Source organism: Amycolatopsis sp. NPDC114484, from assembly GCF_055633755.1.
This window is the reverse complement of sequence record NZ_JBVKDQ010000005.1, coordinates 95,097-110,062: the sequence shown is the minus strand read 5'-3', so window position 1 is coordinate 110,062 and position 14,966 is coordinate 95,097. Positions and strand designations below refer to the sequence as shown.

At 71.1% G+C, this 14,966-nt stretch carries 15 protein-coding genes; 5 read left to right on the top strand and 10 right to left on the bottom strand.

Annotation, left to right across the window (positions count from 1 at the left end):
* Nucleotides 1-43: 43 nt before the first annotated feature.
* Nucleotides 44-1,288, top strand: a complete 1,245-nt coding sequence (thrS, locus tag ACZ7SW_RS15485) for a threonine--tRNA ligase (protein WP_470231304.1) — start codon at nt 44-46, stop codon at nt 1,286-1,288.
* Here the strand turns inward: thrS and ACZ7SW_RS15480 are convergent.
* The 9 genes from ACZ7SW_RS15480 to ACZ7SW_RS15440 all read right to left on the bottom strand — a co-directional run bounded on the left by ACZ7SW_RS15480 (nt 1,285) and on the right by ACZ7SW_RS15440 (nt 9,443).
* Nucleotides 1,285-1,911, bottom strand: coding sequence for a response regulator (locus ACZ7SW_RS15480; protein WP_470231050.1), 627 nt, complete (start codon nt 1,909-1,911; stop codon nt 1,285-1,287). The two genes, thrS and ACZ7SW_RS15480, sit on opposite strands and share 4 nt — an antisense overlap.
* Nucleotides 1,908-3,236, bottom strand: a complete 1,329-nt coding sequence (locus ACZ7SW_RS15475) for a sensor histidine kinase (RefSeq protein WP_470231049.1) — start codon at nt 3,234-3,236, stop codon at nt 1,908-1,910. Before ACZ7SW_RS15475 ends, ACZ7SW_RS15480 begins: the two co-directional genes overlap by 4 nt.
* Entirely contained in the window at nt 3,233-4,750 is a 1,518-nt protein-coding gene (locus ACZ7SW_RS15470) for a glycosyltransferase family 39 protein (protein ID WP_470231048.1), read from the bottom strand. Before ACZ7SW_RS15470 ends, ACZ7SW_RS15475 begins: the two co-directional genes overlap by 4 nt.
* A gap of 95 nt (nt 4,751-4,845) precedes the next feature.
* Nucleotides 4,846-6,357 carry a glycosyltransferase family 39 protein gene (locus tag ACZ7SW_RS15465; RefSeq protein ID WP_470231047.1) on the bottom strand — a complete coding sequence of 504 codons (1,512 nt, stop codon included), beginning with the start codon at nt 6,355-6,357 and terminating at the stop codon, nt 4,846-4,848.
* 5 nt (nt 6,358-6,362) lie between these two features.
* Nucleotides 6,363-7,100 (bottom strand): ABC transporter permease, encoded by a 738-nt coding sequence (locus ACZ7SW_RS15460; RefSeq protein ID WP_470231046.1) that lies wholly within the window; start codon nt 7,098-7,100, stop codon nt 6,363-6,365.
* Between the two features lie 13 nt (nt 7,101-7,113).
* Complete coding sequence (locus ACZ7SW_RS15455) at nt 7,114-8,019, bottom strand: ABC transporter ATP-binding protein (RefSeq protein ID WP_470231045.1); 906 nt, start codon at nt 8,017-8,019, stop codon at nt 7,114-7,116.
* Between the two features lie 70 nt (nt 8,020-8,089).
* Entirely contained in the window at nt 8,090-8,635 is a 546-nt protein-coding gene (locus ACZ7SW_RS15450; protein ID WP_470231303.1) for a class I SAM-dependent methyltransferase, read from the bottom strand.
* Nucleotides 8,572-8,844: a hypothetical protein gene (locus ACZ7SW_RS15445; RefSeq protein ID WP_470231044.1), complete on the bottom strand. Its 273-nt coding sequence runs from the start codon at nt 8,842-8,844 to the stop codon at nt 8,572-8,574. Before ACZ7SW_RS15445 ends, ACZ7SW_RS15450 begins: the two co-directional genes overlap by 64 nt.
* A gap of 80 nt (nt 8,845-8,924) precedes the next feature.
* A complete protein-coding gene (locus ACZ7SW_RS15440) occupies nt 8,925-9,443 on the bottom strand; it encodes a ribonuclease FAU-1 family protein (RefSeq protein WP_470231043.1) in 519 nt (172 codons plus the stop codon).
* A 113-nt stretch (nt 9,444-9,556) separates the two neighbouring features.
* Here ACZ7SW_RS15440 and ACZ7SW_RS15435 point away from each other — a divergent pair, with 113 nt between their 5' ends.
* The 4 genes from ACZ7SW_RS15435 (at nt 9,557) to ACZ7SW_RS15420 (ending at nt 13,742) form a co-directional block, all read left to right on the top strand.
* Nucleotides 9,557-10,948 carry a DUF5685 family protein gene (locus tag ACZ7SW_RS15435; protein ID WP_470231042.1) on the top strand — a complete coding sequence of 464 codons (1,392 nt, stop codon included), beginning with the start codon at nt 9,557-9,559 and terminating at the stop codon, nt 10,946-10,948.
* A 227-nt stretch (nt 10,949-11,175) separates the two neighbouring features.
* Nucleotides 11,176-13,335: an excinuclease ABC subunit UvrB gene (gene uvrB, locus ACZ7SW_RS15430; RefSeq protein ID WP_470231041.1), complete on the top strand. Its 2,160-nt coding sequence runs from the start codon at nt 11,176-11,178 to the stop codon at nt 13,333-13,335.
* Nucleotides 13,336-13,368: 33 nt separating this feature from the next.
* Nucleotides 13,369-13,617, top strand: coding sequence for a type II toxin-antitoxin system VapB family antitoxin (locus ACZ7SW_RS15425; protein WP_470231302.1), 249 nt, complete (start codon nt 13,369-13,371; stop codon nt 13,615-13,617).
* A complete protein-coding gene (locus ACZ7SW_RS15420) occupies nt 13,614-13,742 on the top strand; it encodes a type II toxin-antitoxin system VapC family toxin (RefSeq protein WP_470231040.1) in 129 nt (42 codons plus the stop codon). Before ACZ7SW_RS15425 ends, ACZ7SW_RS15420 begins: the two co-directional genes overlap by 4 nt.
* A 467-nt stretch (nt 13,743-14,209) precedes the next feature.
* On the opposite strand, the gene ACZ7SW_RS15415 is transcribed toward ACZ7SW_RS15420, so the two are convergent.
* Nucleotides 14,210-14,965 (bottom strand): enoyl-CoA hydratase/isomerase family protein, encoded by a 756-nt coding sequence (locus tag ACZ7SW_RS15415; RefSeq protein WP_470231039.1) that lies wholly within the window; start codon nt 14,963-14,965, stop codon nt 14,210-14,212.
* Between the last annotated feature and the right edge of the window lies 1 nt (nt 14,966).

Sequence of the window (14,966 nt, the reverse complement as noted above, 5' to 3'; positions counted from 1 at the left end):
GAACACTGCCATCGAGCCCGGGGCGAGCGCCCCGGGCTTCTCGCTGCGCGCTCGCCTCGCTTTCCGTGAGGAGACCGCCATGCCTGACCACCGCAAACTCGGCCGGGAACTCGGCCTGTTCGGCAGCGACCCGCTGATCGGGGCCGGACTGCCGTATCTGCTGCCCGACGGCGCCGCCGTGCGGCACGTGCTGGAGGAGTACGTCCGCGAGGTCGAACGCCGCGCCGGCTACCGGCACGTGTCGTCGCCGGTGCTGGGGAAACGCGAGCTGTACGAGCTTTCCGGCCACTGGGCGCATTATCGCGACGACATGTTCCCGCCGATGGACCTCGGCGGCGAACAGGTGGTGCTGCGGCCGAGCCTGTGCCCGCACCACGCGCTGATCTACCGCTCCCGCGCCCGCAGCCACCGCGAACTGCCGGTGCGGCTGGCCGAACTCGGCGGGATGTACCGCGCCGAACTGTCCGGCGTCCTCGGCGGGCTCAGCCGGGTGCGGGCGATCCAGCTCAACGACGCGCACATTTTCTGCGCTCCTGCGCAGGTCGGTGCGGAGGTGCGGCGTGCGCTCGCGCTGATCCGCCGCGTGTACCGCGATCTTGGCCTGAAACCCGCGCGCTATCGCCTTTCCTTGCCGGACAACCGCGGCAAGTACGCCGGTGCGGCCGAGGCGTGGGAGCGTGCGGCGGAGGTGCTCGTCGACGCGCTCGACGGCGTCGAGTACGAACGCGGTCCGGGCGAAGCCGCGTTCTACGGCCCGAAGATCGACGTCCAGATCGCCGACAGTTCCGGCCGCGAGTCGACCCTGTCCACCGTCCAGATCGACCTCCACCAGCCGGAGCGGTTCGGGCTCGAATACGTCGGCCCGGACGGCCGCGCGCATCGGCCGGTGCTGGTGCACCGCGCGGTGCTCGGCAGCCTGGAACGCGTGCTGGCACAGCTGATCGAGGAACACGGCGGAGCTTTCCCGCCGTGGCTGGCTCCGGTGCAGGTGGCTGTGCTTCCGGTCGGTGACGCGGAACTCCCGGCGGCGGCAATGGCGGCGGAACAGGCGATGGACGCCGGGTTGCGTGCTGAGGTCGTTCCGGCGGACCGGGGGAGCCTGGGCTCGCGCATCCGCGACCATCGGCTGGTTCCGTACCAGGCGGTGATCGGTGCGCGTGAGGCTGCTGCGGACCTGGTCGCGCCTCGGCTTCGGGACGGGCGCAAGCTGGAACCGTTGGCGGGGAAGGAGTTCGTGGCCGCGGTGGGGGCGCGGGTGGCGTCGAGAGGCGGCGAGCTGTGGGCCTAGGACCCCAGTAGCCTGCGTTCGAAAGCCACCGCCACCGCGGCCGCGCGGTCCTTCACGCCGAGCTTCGCGTACGCGTGCAGCAGGTGCGTCTTCACCGTTGCCTCGCTGATGAACAGCTTCTTCGCCGCTTCCTTGTTCGTCGACCCCCGCGCGACGAGGTTCAGCACCTCTATTTCGCGCTGCGACAACGGTTCCTGGGCCGGTGCGCGCATCTGGCCCATGATCCGGCTCGCGACCGCGGGGGAGAGGACCGCCTCGCCGCGGGCGGCGGCGCGCACGGCGCGGAACAGCTCCTCGCGCGGCGAATCCTTCAGCAGGTAGCCGGTCGCGCCCGCCTCGATCGCGGGCAGCACGTCGGAATCCGTGTCGTAGGTGGTCAGCACGAGCACGCGCGCAGGGTTGCCGAGGCGGGCGAGTTCGGTGATCGCGGCGACGCCGTCGGTGCCGGGCATGCGCAGGTCCATCAGCACTACGTCCGGGCGAAGGGCCTCGGCGAGCGTGACCGCCTCGGCTCCGTGCGCGGCCTCGCCCAGCACCTCGAAACCGCGTTCGCCGGTGAAGATGCCGCGCAGCCCGTCGCGGACGATCGGGTGGTCGTCGGCGATGAGCAGGGTGATGGTCATGAGGCCCCCTCGGTCGGGTCCAGTGTCGCAGCCGGGACGGCGGGCAGGCGCACCGAGATCGCGGTGCCGCCGCCGGGCTCGGACTCGACGTGCAGGGTGCCGGCGAGCCGCTCCGCGCGCCGCCGCATGCCGGGCAGGCCGTGGCCGCCTTCGGCCGACGGCGGACGCGGCGGGTCGGCCGGATCGAAGCCGACGCCGTCGTCGCGCGCGTCGAGCGTCACCTCGTCGCCCATGTAAGACAGGGTGATCCCGGCCCGGCCCGCCTGCGCGTGTCTGGCCACATTGGACAGTGCTTCCTGGGTGATCCGCAGCAGGGTGGCCTCGAGTTCCGGATGCAGCGGGACGGCGGTCCCGGTGGCCGAGAACTCCGCGGGCACGCCGGTGCGTTCGCTCCACAGCCGGACGACCTCGGAGAGCGCCTCGGGCAGTGTCGCGGTTTCGAGCGCTTCCGGGTGCAGCGCGGCGACCGAACGCCGGGCCGCGGTGAGGTTCTCCCGTGCCAGCTGGGTCGCCGCGGCGAGGTGGCGTTCCCATTCCGCCGCGTCGCCCCGGGCCTGCGCGGCGGCTTCGAGCTGGGTGATGATCCCGGTGAACCCCTGCGCGAGCGTGTCGTGGATTTCCTGGCTCAGCCGCTGGCGCTCGTCGAGCACACCGGCCTCGCGCGCCTGCGTGAGCAACTGCCGCTGCAGCCCGCGGTTCTCCGCCTCGGCCGCCGCCAGCTGCTCGAGCGCGCGCTTGCGTTCCTGGTTCTGCCTGCCCACCGCGGCGAACAGCGCGCCGCCGCCGCCGATCGCCGCGGTCTGCACGATCACCACCGTGCCCCAGATTCCCGGCGAAACCGACAGCGCGTGGATCGGCCCGCCGAGCGTCATCGTGTTGATCAACAGCGAATTGACGCCCACGCCGAGCACCGCGACCGGCATCGGCTTCATCCGCATCGCCGCGAAGAACCCGTAGACCATGAAGACGATGAAGTACGCGTCGCGCGACTGGAGGATCGAGCCGAACGTGACGACCCCGGCGAACGCCGCCGCGGCGGCTGCCGGGTGCTCGCGCAGCTTCGGGCTGAGCGCGAAGGTGGTGAGCGCCAGCCACATCGCGGCCCCGGCGGCGATCAGCAGGGTGGTGATCCGGTGGTCGTTCGGCTGGCTGCTCAGCGCGCTCAGCAGGGTCGGAACGAACAGCAGGAGCCACGCGAGCGCCGTCTCGATCCCGGCGAACCACCGATGCCACCGCACCGGCGGATCGCCCGCCTGGGATTTGGCCGGGGGCAGCAGCGACCCCTGCCAATCGAGTTTGACGTCCCGGACGTCCTCGAGTCTCACGCCTTGAGGTCCTTCAGCTGCGGCCAGATCCCGGCCCAGCTGCCGACCCGGCCGTCGAGCAGCCAGATCGGCATGTGCCGGCTGGAATTCGGGACGCCCAGCCGGTTGTCGACCTCGCCGACGACGCGCGCGGACCGGAAATGCGCCGCCAGCTTCGCCGGTTCGCGGCCGACGAACAGCACGGTGTCCGCGTTGTCGTTCGGCCGCCCGAAGTACCAGAATCCGCGGCTGGCGCTGTACGCCTCGAGCAGGCCCTGGTCAGGCCCGTACCGGCCGAGCGCGCCGGCCTGCCAGTACCCGCCGGTGACGAGGGCGGTGCGCGTCCGTTCCTCCGGCGGCAGCGCGCGGTACTGCTTGGCGACGGACGCGGCCAGATCCGGCCAGCCGTACTCCTCCATCGCGTACGCCGGGCGCGGCGCGGTCGGATGCTCGACCAGCCACTGCTCCGGCCACACCGGGAGCGCGTAGGGGAGGCTGTAGAGCGCGGACAGCACGAACATCGGCCACGTCGGCACCCATCGCCACCACAACGCGGGCCGCCGGTCCTGCAGATGCACTGCGGCGGCTGCCCACAGGAAGCCGAAAGTGCCTGCGGCGTAATAGAACCGGCCGTTGCCGATCAGGAAAAGAGCGAAGACGCCGAGCGCGGTCCAGCCGAGGAACCGGTACGCGCGCAGCCGAGAGCTGCCGAGCAGCACCGTGAGTCCGTACAGCACGCCGAGCGCGCCGATGACCAGACCGGCTCCGGCGAGCAGCGCGGGCACGAACATCGCCCGCCCGCCCGCCTCCTCGACTTCGCGCGAGACCGCGTCGCCCATGCCCAGCTGCGGCCAGCCGTTCGAGGCTTGCCAGAGCAACGTGGGCACGCACGCGAGCGCGGCGATCGCCGCGCCCAGCCACAGTTTGGGGCGGCGCAACAGGTCTCGCGGCCCGAAGACGAGCGCGGTGACCGCGGTGACCGCCCAGAACCCGCCGATCAGGAACTTCACGTTCAGCCCGACCGCCGTCGCGACGCCGAGCCACAGCAACAGGTTGTCGTCGCGGGTGCGGATCCAGCGCACCAGCAGCCACAGCACGATCGTCCACAGCAGAGGGTCCACAGTGGACGTCGCGAGATAGTGGCCGCTGCCGACGAACTGCCCGCAGATCGCGTACGCGGCGGCGGCGCGCGTCTGCGCCTTGCGTCCGCCGCCCATTTCGCGGGCGATGAGCGCGGTGAACACCACGCCCGCGGCGGTCGCCAGTATCGCCGGGATCCGGAACACGACGAGCGAGCCCGGCGCGATCGAGTTCGCCAGCCAGGCGAGGAACGGCAGCACCGGCGGCTGGTCCGCGTAGCCCCACGCGAGGTGTTTGCCCGCGGCGAGGAAGTACAGCTCGTCGCCGAAGTAGCCGTAGCGGCCGGCGGTGGCGAGGAGTACGGCGGCGGTCCCCGCGGCGAGCAGGAAGACCGGCCGCCGAGCGAACTCGGCGAGCGCGCGGTCCGGCGTGCTCGGTGCGGTGGCCGTGGTCACGGCATCCATCCTGCTCCCTGTCGGCAGATCGGGGGCTGGCCTCGCCCGCACCCTACGGGCGAGGCCGGGCGCCGTCCTACTGCGGGTGCCGCCGGTCAGCCGCCGGTGTTCGCCAGCTCGGGCCAGATTTCCGGCCACGGCCGCAGCCTCGCGGTGGCCAGCCACATCGGGGTGCCGTCGAGCACACTCGGCTTCGCGTCCCCGGTGTTGACCGTGCCGGCCGGCTCGAGGTGGGCGAAGTGCCCGAGCAGCGGCCGGGGATCGGCTCCGACGAACAGGACGTCGCGCGCCGAATCGGGCGGAACGGCCAGCGTCGCGTATCCGCGGTTCGGGCTGGTCGGCTCGGGCAGGCCCAGGTCCGGGCCGTAGCGGTAGAGCGCGCTCGCCGTCCAGTACGTCTCGCCGACGATCGCGGTGTGTGCCGGGGCGGGCACACGATGGAATGCCCTCGCGACCGATTGCGCCCCTTCCGGCCAGCCGACTTCACCGAACGAAAAGGCCGGCGTCGGCAGCGACGGGTTCTTCTCGACCCAGGAGTGCGGCCACACCGGCAGCGCGCCGGGCAGCATCAGCAGTGCGGAAAGCACGTAGACCGGCCAGGTCGGGATCCAGCGCCACCACCGCGACGCCTGCCCGCTCTCCAGTTCCACCGCCGCGGCCGCCCAGCACGGCGCGAACATGCCCGCGATGTAGTAATTGCGGCCGTTGACCGCGATGAACACCACCGCGAGCGCGAGCGTGGTCCAGGCGAGGAAGCGGTAGGGACGCAGCCGCGGCGACTTCAGCAGCCGCCACAGGCCGTAGCCGAGCAGCACGGCCCCGACCGGGACACCGGCGATCAGCAGGACCTCGGGCAGCCACAGCAGCCGTCCGCCCCAGGTCTGGCCGACCTCGTTCGAGATCGCCGCTCCCATGCCGAGCTGCGGCCAGCCGTGCTGGGCCTGCCACACCAGCGTCGGGACCAGCGCCAGCACGGCGATCGCGGCGCCCGCCCACAGCATCGAGCGGCGCAGCAGTTCGCGCGGACCGCAGATCAGCAGCGCGATCCCGGCGACGATCCAAAACCCGCCGATCAGGAACTTCACGTACAGCGCGAGCGCGGTGACCACTCCGGCCCACAGCAGCAGGCCGTCGCGCCGGGTGCGGATCCAGCGGACGACCAGCCAGAGCAGGACGGTCCAGAGGAACGGGTCCAGCGTCGACGTCGCCAGGTAATGGCCGCTGGCGGCGAACTGCGTGCAGGCGGCGAACGTCGCGGCGGTGATCGCCTGCGCGCGGGTCCGGCCGCCGAGTTCGCGGGCGATGAGCGCGGCGAACACGACTCCGGCGAGCATCGCCAGCATCGCCGGGAGCCGCAGGACGAACAGCGAATCGGGCGCGATCGTGTCCATCGCCCGGGCGAGCAACGGCAGCAGCGGCGGCTGGTCCACATAACCCCAGGCCAGATGCCGCCCGGCGGCGAGGAAGTACAGCTCGTCGCCGAAGTAGCCGTAGTTGTTCGCGGTGAGCACCAACGGCACCGCGAGCAGCGCGGCGATGCCGAACACGGGCATCCGGGCGAACGGCGCGACCGAGCGGGTCGTGGTTTCTTCTTGCGTCGCAGTCATCGCGCTCACTCCCAGCGGAAGAATCGGGCGGCGAGCGTCGAACACACGACGGCGACCACCGCGAGCGCCACCATCGGCAGCCATTGCGGTGCGTGCCCGGCGGCGGTCTCGCGCAGGCTGCCGAGCGTCGCGCCGAGCGGCAGGACGTCAGCGATGTGCTGCAGTACCGGCGGCAGTTGCTCCTTGGGCACCCAGACGCCGCCGAGCGCGAGCATCGGGAAGAACACCGCCGCGCCGATCCCGTTCGCCGCGCGGGTGCTCGGGGCGAACGCGGCGAGCAGCGTGCCCACCGAGAACAGCGACACCGCGCCGAGCAGCGTGACCGCGAGGAAGCCGACCGGATTCTTCGGCAGGGCCATGCCGAGCGCGATCGTGCCCACCCCCACGACGAGCACGATCGCGACCGCGGCGATGGCGAGGTTCACCAGCAGTTGCGCGGCGAGCAGCCGCGACGGCGACATCGGGCTCGCCGCCAGCCGCTTCAGCACCCCCTTCTCCCGGTGCGCGGCCATCGCGCCCGGCAGCATGTACACCGCGAGGATTCCGAGCAGGATCGCCACCGCCATCGGCGCGATCACCGTGGCCAGCGACGACTGGCCGCCGTACTGGGCGCTCGGTTCGCGCGACCCCGGCATCAGCCCGAACACCAGCACCAGCGCCAGCGGGATCCCGAGCACCACAGCGGGCGCGCCGGGGTCGCGGAGGAAGATCTTCGCCTCGGCGACGGTCAGTTTCGACAGCACTTCCGGTTCCCCCTCAGTCCAGTTTCCGGCCGGTCAGCGCGACGAAGGCGTCGTCGAGGCTGGCCTGTTCCACCCGCAGATCGCCCGCCACCACGTCGGCGCGGGCGAGGAACGACGTCACCGCTTGCAGCGCGCCGGAGCCCCCGGTCACCACCAGGTGCGCGCCGCTGCGCTCGACCTTCAGCACGTCCGGCAACCCGGCCAGTTCCCGCGGGTCGACCGGCGCGGACGGGCGGAACCGGATGCGCTGCTCCCCGCCGACCCGTCCGACCAGCCCCGCCGGGGTGTCGGTCGCGACGACGCGCCCGGCGTCGATCACCGCGATCCGGTCGCACAGCCGTTCCGCCTCTTCCATGAAGTGCGTGACCAGCACGACCGTCACACCTTCGGCGCGGACCGCCTCCACGAGATCCCAGGTGTCGCGGCGGGCCTGCGGATCGAGACCGGTGGTCAGTTCGTCGAGCACCACCACCTCGGGACTGCCGACGAGCGCGAGCGCGATCGACACGCGCTGCTGCTGGCCGCCGGAAAGCTTGCGGTAGAAGGTGTTCCGCTGCTCGGTGAGCCCGAGCAGGTCCATCAGCCGCTCCGGATCGGCCGGGGTGCGGTACATCGCGGCGAACAGGTCGAGCACCTCGGCGACGCGCAACCGGTCGGGCAGCCGGCTTTCCTGCAGCTGGACGCCGAGGCGCTGGCGCAGTTCGCGGACGTCGCGCCGGGGGTCGAGCCCGAGCACCGAAACGGTGCCGCCGTCGGGGGAGCGCAGGCCCTCGACGCATTCCACCGTCGTCGTCTTGCCCGCGCCGTTCGGGCCCAGTATCCCGAAGATCTCGCCTCGCTCCACGGTGAACGAAACGTCTTCCACCGCCGTTTTCCCGCGGTAGCGTTTGCGGAGGTTCCGCACCTCGATGACCGGCATTGTCTGCCGTCCCCTCTCGAATCGCAGCGGTTGCTGCCTTCGAGAATCCCGGCTGGAGCGGCCGACCGGATCAGCGGAACGGCGCGACTTCCGGTCCACCGCCTGTCACCCGCGCATCCACCGATCGGTGGATGCGGAAGTAGATCATCGGGTTGTCGCGGCCGGTGTGGACGACGCTGTCGACGCCGAGTTCGCGCCTGAGTTCGTTGAGGCGAGCGTACGCGTGTTTCGCCCGGGCGCGTGCCGCGGTGAAGTACGGAGTCTGCGTTTTTCCCAGCCAGCGCACCACTTCGGCGCCTTCGGTGAACGGCAGCGGCGTGCCGCGGTGGAACACGTCGTGCACGCTCACCGCGGCGTCGATCTTCGGGAAGACGTCGGAGAGGTACCACCTCGCGAAGCGCGCGCCGTGGTCGGCGTCGATGAACAGATAGTCCACATCGGACAGCCAGTCGGCGGTGAGGGTGCGGGCGTCGCCCTGGCGGAACTCCCAGCGCCCCTTGGCCAGCGCGTGCGGGACGGTCTTGGTGGCGTTCCCGATGAGGTCGATCGTGGTCAGCCTGCCGGTGCCGTTGTCCGCGAGCGCGCGAAGGAGCCAGCTTGTCGACCAGCCGTGCAGCGAACCGATCTCACCACTTTCTCCGGGCGCAGGTGGCGCAGGAGCAGGTAGGTGATCTCCGCCTCGACGTCGTCCAATTGCGTCTTCATCGCCGGATGCGCGCGGCGGTGCGCTCGCTGGGCGTCCTTCGCGGCACGCAACGCTTCGGTGTGCTCGCGATACAGCGAGCCCACGAGGTCGAGCGTCACCTGGTTTGCGGTTCGTTCCATGCCGCTGATCGTGGCGGGAAGAGCCGTTCCGGGTAATCCGGCTGACCGCCGGGCGGGGTGGGGAATTCCCCCGTTCCCCGTTAGGGATGCCTGCGCCAGCCGAGCGTCATGTCCTTTGTGGACAGCCAGGCGGCGAGGTCGTAGCCGTGCGCGGCCAGCCCCTCGACGGCGGCGTAGGCGACTTCGAGCGCGTACTCGCCTTCCTCCGGGGAGAGCAGGTTTCCGGCGACGGCGGCGAGCAGTTCGTCGGTGTCGATCACCCGGACCGAGATCTTGTCCTTGAGCACGAGGTCGAGGTAGAGGTCGGTGGCGACCCAGTGCGGGCCGTCGCGGCGCACGCGCACCACGTCGAGGTAGAAGTCCTGGTCGCGCTCGTGGCCGGGACTGAACCAGAAGTCGGTGATCCGCAGCCCGAGGTCCGGCAGCAGCCAGGACTCGAGGTAGTGGAACTGCGCCCGCCCCGGCGCCGGCCGGGCCAGGTACAGGCCGAACGGCTCCTCGCGGAACTCCTCCACGTCGCGGCGGATGCCCTTGTTGTCGATGTTCACGCGGGCGGCCGGGTCGAACGTCTCGACCTTCGGCGGGTGCAGATCGGTCATCCTCCCATCCTGCCTTGCCCGCGCCCTTCGCGAGAATCGCCGGAACTCCGGTCAGGGGCCCGGGCGAGGGGCTAAAGTTCCCGGGTCATTCGGTTCTCTGGGGGGACAAGCACTTGTTCGGGATCATCAGGCCCTGCCGGCACCGGCTGGCCGGACGGCTGCACGCGGACTGGATGGCGCACCTGTGCGGTCTCTGCCTCGCGCTGCGCGACCAGCACGGCCAGTTCGCCCGGGTCGTGACGAACTACGACGCGCTGATCGTGTCGGCGCTGGTCGAAGCACAGACACCGAGCGGACCCCGGCGCGCCGCGGGACCGTGCCCATTGCGGTCGATGCGCTCCGCGTCCGTCGCGGTCGGCGACGGCGCCCGGCTCGCCGCGGCGGTGTCGCTGGTGCTGGCTTCGGCGAAGGTCGACGACCACGTCGCGGACCGGGACGGCGCGTTCGCCAAGCGTCCGGTCGCCGGGGCAGCCCGGCTGGTCGCACGCCGCTGGGCCGCACAGGGCGGTCGGACGGGCGCGGGCGTCGGTTTCGACACCGCGGTGCTGACCGAAGCGGTCGGCAGGCAGGGCGAGCTGGAGCGGGCCGTTCGTCTTGGGGACTCGCCGCTGCTGGCGACCGAACCGGCCGAGCTGGCGTCGTCCGCGGCGTTCGCGCAGACCGCGGTACTGGCCGGACGCCCCGGCAACCGCGCACCGCTCGCCGAGGCCGGACGGCTGTTCGGCCGGGTGGCGCACCTGCTCGACGCGGTCGAGGACCTGGCCCCGGACGCCGCTTCCGGCGCCTGGAACCCGTTGCTGGCCACGGGAACCGCGCTGGACGAGGCCCACCGGTTGTGCTCGGACGCGGTGCTCGGGGTCGAGCTGGCGCTGCGCGAGGCGGAGTTCGCCGATTCGGCGCTGGTGCACGCGCTGCTGGTGCACGAGCTGCGGCAGGCGGTGCGGCGGGCGTTCGGGCATCACCAGCTGCGTGGTCACGCGCCCGGGACGCACGGGCAGCAGCCGCCGCCGGGGTGGATCGGGCCGGGGCCGGCGCCGCAGCAGTCGCCGTACGGGCCGGGGATCGGTGCGCCTGGGGCTGGGCAGCCGGGGTACGGGCAACAGCCGGGGATGTACGGGCAGCCGCCGGGTTACGGCGCTCCGGTGCCCGGCTACGGACCTGCGGGAATGCCCGGCCCCGGCGGTCCGGGCGGTCCTGCGGGCCCGCCTGGCCCGGGCGGTCCGGACGGTCCCGAACCGCCGGAGGACGGGGACTCCCTGGACGGCAAGGGCGGCGGCTGCTGGGTCCCGAAATTCGCGGTCCCGCCGAAACGCCGGAACTTCTTCGCGGGCTGCGCGATCGCGACGTACATGTGCTGCTCGTGCCAGTTCTGCTGCCGCGACCCGTACCCGGGCCCGTGGAGCGGTGAACCGCACAGCGGCGCCTGCGACAGCTGTGACTGCTGCAACGGCTGTGACTGCGATTGCTGCAGCTGCTGCGACGGATGCGACTGCTGCAGCTGCTGACGAAGCCCGCCCGCCCGCGCACCAGCGCCAGAAGTCCGTGAGGGGAACCCCGAGGGAATCAGAGTCCCCCAGGGTTCCCCTCACGGCTGCTGGGGGAGCGCACGGCTCCTGCCGCCGAGCCCACGCTCCGGCGCTCCGGCGTCGAATACGCCCCGGAAGAGCGGCGGATCCCCAGCTCACACCGGCCGTCGCGGAAATTGTCGGTGCCCCGGCCTACCCTGGTTCTCGTGGCTTTCGCAACCGAACACCCCGTCCTCGCCCAGTCCGACTTCCGCCCGGTCTCCGAGGTGCCTCGCGCCGGCGGCCGGTTCGAGGTCGTCAGCGAGTACCAGCCCGCCGGCGACCAGCCCGCGGCCATCGACGATCTCGAACGCCGGATCCGCGCGGGCGAGAAGGACGTCGTGCTGCTCGGCGCCACCGGCACCGGCAAATCGGCCACCACCGCGTGGCTGATCGAGCGCGTCCAGCGGCCCACCCTGGTGATGGCCCCGAACAAGACGCTGGCCGCGCAACTGGCCAACGAGCTGCGCGAGCTGTTCCCGAACAACGCGGTCGAATACTTCGTCAGCTACTACGACTACTACCAGCCCGAGGCGTACATCGCGCAGACGGACACCTACATCGAGAAGGACTCGTCGATCAACGACGACGTCGAGCGGCTGCGCCACTCCGCCACGATGAACCTGCTCTCGCGGCGCGACGTCATCGTGGTCGCGTCGGTGTCCTGCATCTACGGCCTCGGCACGCCGCAGTCCTACCTCGACCGGTCCACGAAGCTGGAGGTCGGCGCCACGGTGGAGCGCGACGTGCTGCTGCGCGCGCTGGTGGACGTGCAGTACTCGCGCAACGACATCGCCTTCGCGCGCGGCACCTTCCGCGTCCGCGGCGACACGGTGGAGATCATCCCGGCCTACGAGGAGCTGGCGATCCGCGTCGAGTTCTTCGGCGACGAGATCGACAAGCTGTACTACCTGCACCCGCTCACCGGCGACATCGTGCGCGAGGTCGAGGAGGTCCGGATCTTCCCGGCCACGCACTACGTCGCCGGGCCGGAGCGGATGGAGAAGGCGATCCGCGGCATCGAGGCCGAGCTGGAGGAGCGGCTGGCCGAGCTGGAGAAGCAGGGCAAGCTCCTGGAGGCCCAGCGGCTGCGGATGCGCACCGCCTACGACATCGAGATGATGCGCCAGGTCGGCTTCTGCTCCGGCATCGAGAACTACTCGCGGCACATCGACGGCCGCGGCGCGGGCACCGCTCCGGCCACGCTCATCGACTACTTCCCGGAAGACTTCCTGCTGGTCATCGACGAATCGCACCAGACGGTGCCGCAGATCGGCGGCATGTACGAGGGCGACATGAGCCGCAAGCGCAACCTCGTCGACTACGGGTTCCGGCTGCCGAGCGCGGTCGACAACCGGCCGCTGACCTGGGAGGAGTTCTCCGACCGGATCGGGCAGACGGTCTACCTGTCGGCGACGCCCGGCCCGTACGAGATGGGGCAGACCGGCGGCGAGTTCGTCGAGCAGGTCATCCGGCCGACCGGCCTGGTCGACCCGAAGGTGGTCGTGAAGCCGACCGAGGGGCAGATCGACGACCTGGTGCACGAGATCCGGGAACGCGCGGACAAGGACGAGCGCGTCCTGGTCACCACGCTCACCAAGAAGATGGCCGAGGACCTCACGGACTACCTGCTGGAGCTGGGCATCCGGGTCCGGTACCTGCACTCGGAGGTCGACACCCTGCGCCGGGTCGAGCTGCTGCGCCAGCTCCGCGCGGGCGACTACGACGTCCTGGTCGGCATCAACCTGCTGCGCGAGGGCCTCGACCTGCCCGAGGTGTCGCTGGTCGCGATCCTCGACGCGGACAAGGAAGGCTTCCTGCGCAGCGGCACGTCGCTGATCCAGACCATCGGCCGCGCGGCGCGAAACGTGTCCGGCGAGGTCCACATGTACGCGGACAAGATCACCGACTCGATGCGGTACGCGATCGACGAGACCGACCGCCGCCGCGCCAAGCAGGTGGCCTACAACGAGGAGCGCGGCCTCGACCCGCAGCCGCTGCGCAAGAAGATCGCCGACATCCTCGACCGCGTCTACAACGAAGCGGAAGACTCGGACGAGGCGGTCGCGGTCGGCGGCTCGGGCCGCAACTCCTCGCGCGGCAAGAAACCGGAGCAGGGCGACCGCGTCCGCAGCTCGGGCATGCTGACCGACAAGAACGTGTCGTCGATGCCGCGCGCCGAACTGGCCGACCTGATCCAGCAGATGACCGACCAGATGATGCAGGCCGCCCGCGACCTGCAGTTCGAACTGGCCGCCCGGCTGCGCGACGAGGTCTCCGACCTGAAGAAGGAACTGCGGGGGATGGACGCGGCCGGAATCAAGTAGCCACACCATCGCAGGCACCGTTGCACCGTGGCGATGAACATCAAGGATCCGGAAACGGAGCGCATGGCCGCCGAACTGACCACCAAAACCGGCGCGGTCCGCGAGGCTCTTCAGCTGCGCCGGACCCAGCTGCGCAAGCACGAGGACGCCGAGCAGCGGCTGCGGCAGATGCTCCGGGTGCTGGAAGAGGAGATCTGGCCGCTCATCCCGCCCGAGGAGCTGGGAAAACCGCTCTCCAAGGAGGAAGAAGACATTCTCGGATTCGGGCCGGAGGGCGCGTGATCATCGACAGCTCCGCGATCGTCGCGGTTCTCCCGCGCAGCCGGGGCTGCCATCCGGCGAAGCTGAATCTCGGCGACTGCCACAGCTACGCCACCGCCAAGCTTGCCGGAGAGCCGCTGCTCTGACTCGGCGACGACTTCCCGAAAACCGACCTCGAGCTGGTCAAACTGGAAGAAAACTGACGCCTGCCTGGACCGGCGGAACGAAGCTGAGCAGACCCCCGGCCCGGGGGTGCGCTCCCAACTGAGGCACCCCCGGTTCCCGGACCCTCACCTCGACTTTCACAGAAACATGCGGCCGAGGCAATGGGTGCGAGGGCAGAGCTGAGGCAAGAAAGTCTCTCGTCTCGCGATCGCCCCGAGCCCGAGCTTGCCCGGGTAACGCCCCGGGCACCGAGCCCCGAGCTTGCCCAGATGACGCGCCGGGCCCGAGCTGAGCTTGCTCAAGTGACGCCCCAGGCCCGAGCTGAGCTTGCCCAGGTGACGCGCTGGGCCCTGAGCTGAGCGTGCCCAAGTGACGCGCCGCGCCCGAGCCGAGCTTGCCCAAGCAACACCCCCAAGCAACACCCCAGGCAGCACCCCGGGCGAGAGGGTCAGTGCTTCAGCACCTTCTCCACGTACGCCTTCACCGCCGCCAGCGCCGGTTCGGATCGCCACAGCCGTTCCACCTGGGCGTCGTCGGAGACGCGGTTCTCCGCGATCCGCTGGTGGTACGGCTGCCGCAGCTGCGCCTTCGTGTGCGCGAAAGCCTCCGCGGGCAGTTCGCCGAGCCGGCTGGCCAGTTCGCGCGCCCGGGTGAGCACGTCCTCCGCGGACACGACCTCGTCGACCAGACCGCGATGGACCGCGTCGGCCATGGTGAGCGTCGCGCCGCTGTAGATGAGCGACGGCAGCGGCGTCGTCCCGTAGGTGCAGCGCAGGATTTCCAGCGCCGACAACGGGAACGGCACGCCCACCAGCAGCTCCGTCACGCCGATGCGGCCGGGCCCGTCGGCGGCGATCCGGTGGTCGCACGCCGCCGCCAGTACCATGCCGCCCGCGATGGCGTGGCCGTTCACCGCCGCCACCACCGGGCGCGGGAAGCCGAAGACGGCCAGGAACGCGTCCGACAGCGCGGGCAGGAAATCGCCGACGTAGCGCGAGCCGCCCTCGTCGATGGCCAGCAGGTCAACGCCGGCGGAGAACATGTCGCCGGAGCCGGTGAGCACGACCGCGCGCGCCCCGGCCGCGTCGGCCTCTTCGAGTCTGATCACCAGCTCTTTGCAGGTGGCGGTGTCGAGGGTGTTGCCGCGCCCGTGTTCGAGGGTCACGAGTGCGACGCCGGCGTCGAGTTCCAGGTGGATCGTCACG

Bases quoted from the DNA above. Each gene is read 5' to 3' on its own strand.
- ACZ7SW_RS15480 (WP_470231050.1), bottom strand. From the start codon at position 1,911: ATGACCATCACCCTGCTCATCGCCGACGACCACCCGATCGTCCGCGAC.
- ACZ7SW_RS15465 (WP_470231047.1), bottom strand. From the start codon at position 6,357: ATGACTGCGACGCAAGAAGAAACCACGACCCGCTCGGTCGCGCCGTTC.
- ACZ7SW_RS15455 (WP_470231045.1), bottom strand. From the start codon at position 8,019: ATGCCGGTCATCGAGGTGCGGAACCTCCGCAAACGCTACCGCGGGAAA.
- ACZ7SW_RS15445 (WP_470231044.1), bottom strand. From the start codon at position 8,844: ATGGAACGAACCGCAAACCAGGTGACGCTCGACCTCGTGGGCTCGCTG.
- ACZ7SW_RS15440 (WP_470231043.1), bottom strand. From the start codon at position 9,443: ATGACCGATCTGCACCCGCCGAAGGTCGAGACGTTCGACCCGGCCGCC.
- ACZ7SW_RS15425 (WP_470231302.1), top strand. From the start codon at position 13,369: ATGAACATCAAGGATCCGGAAACGGAGCGCATGGCCGCCGAACTGACC.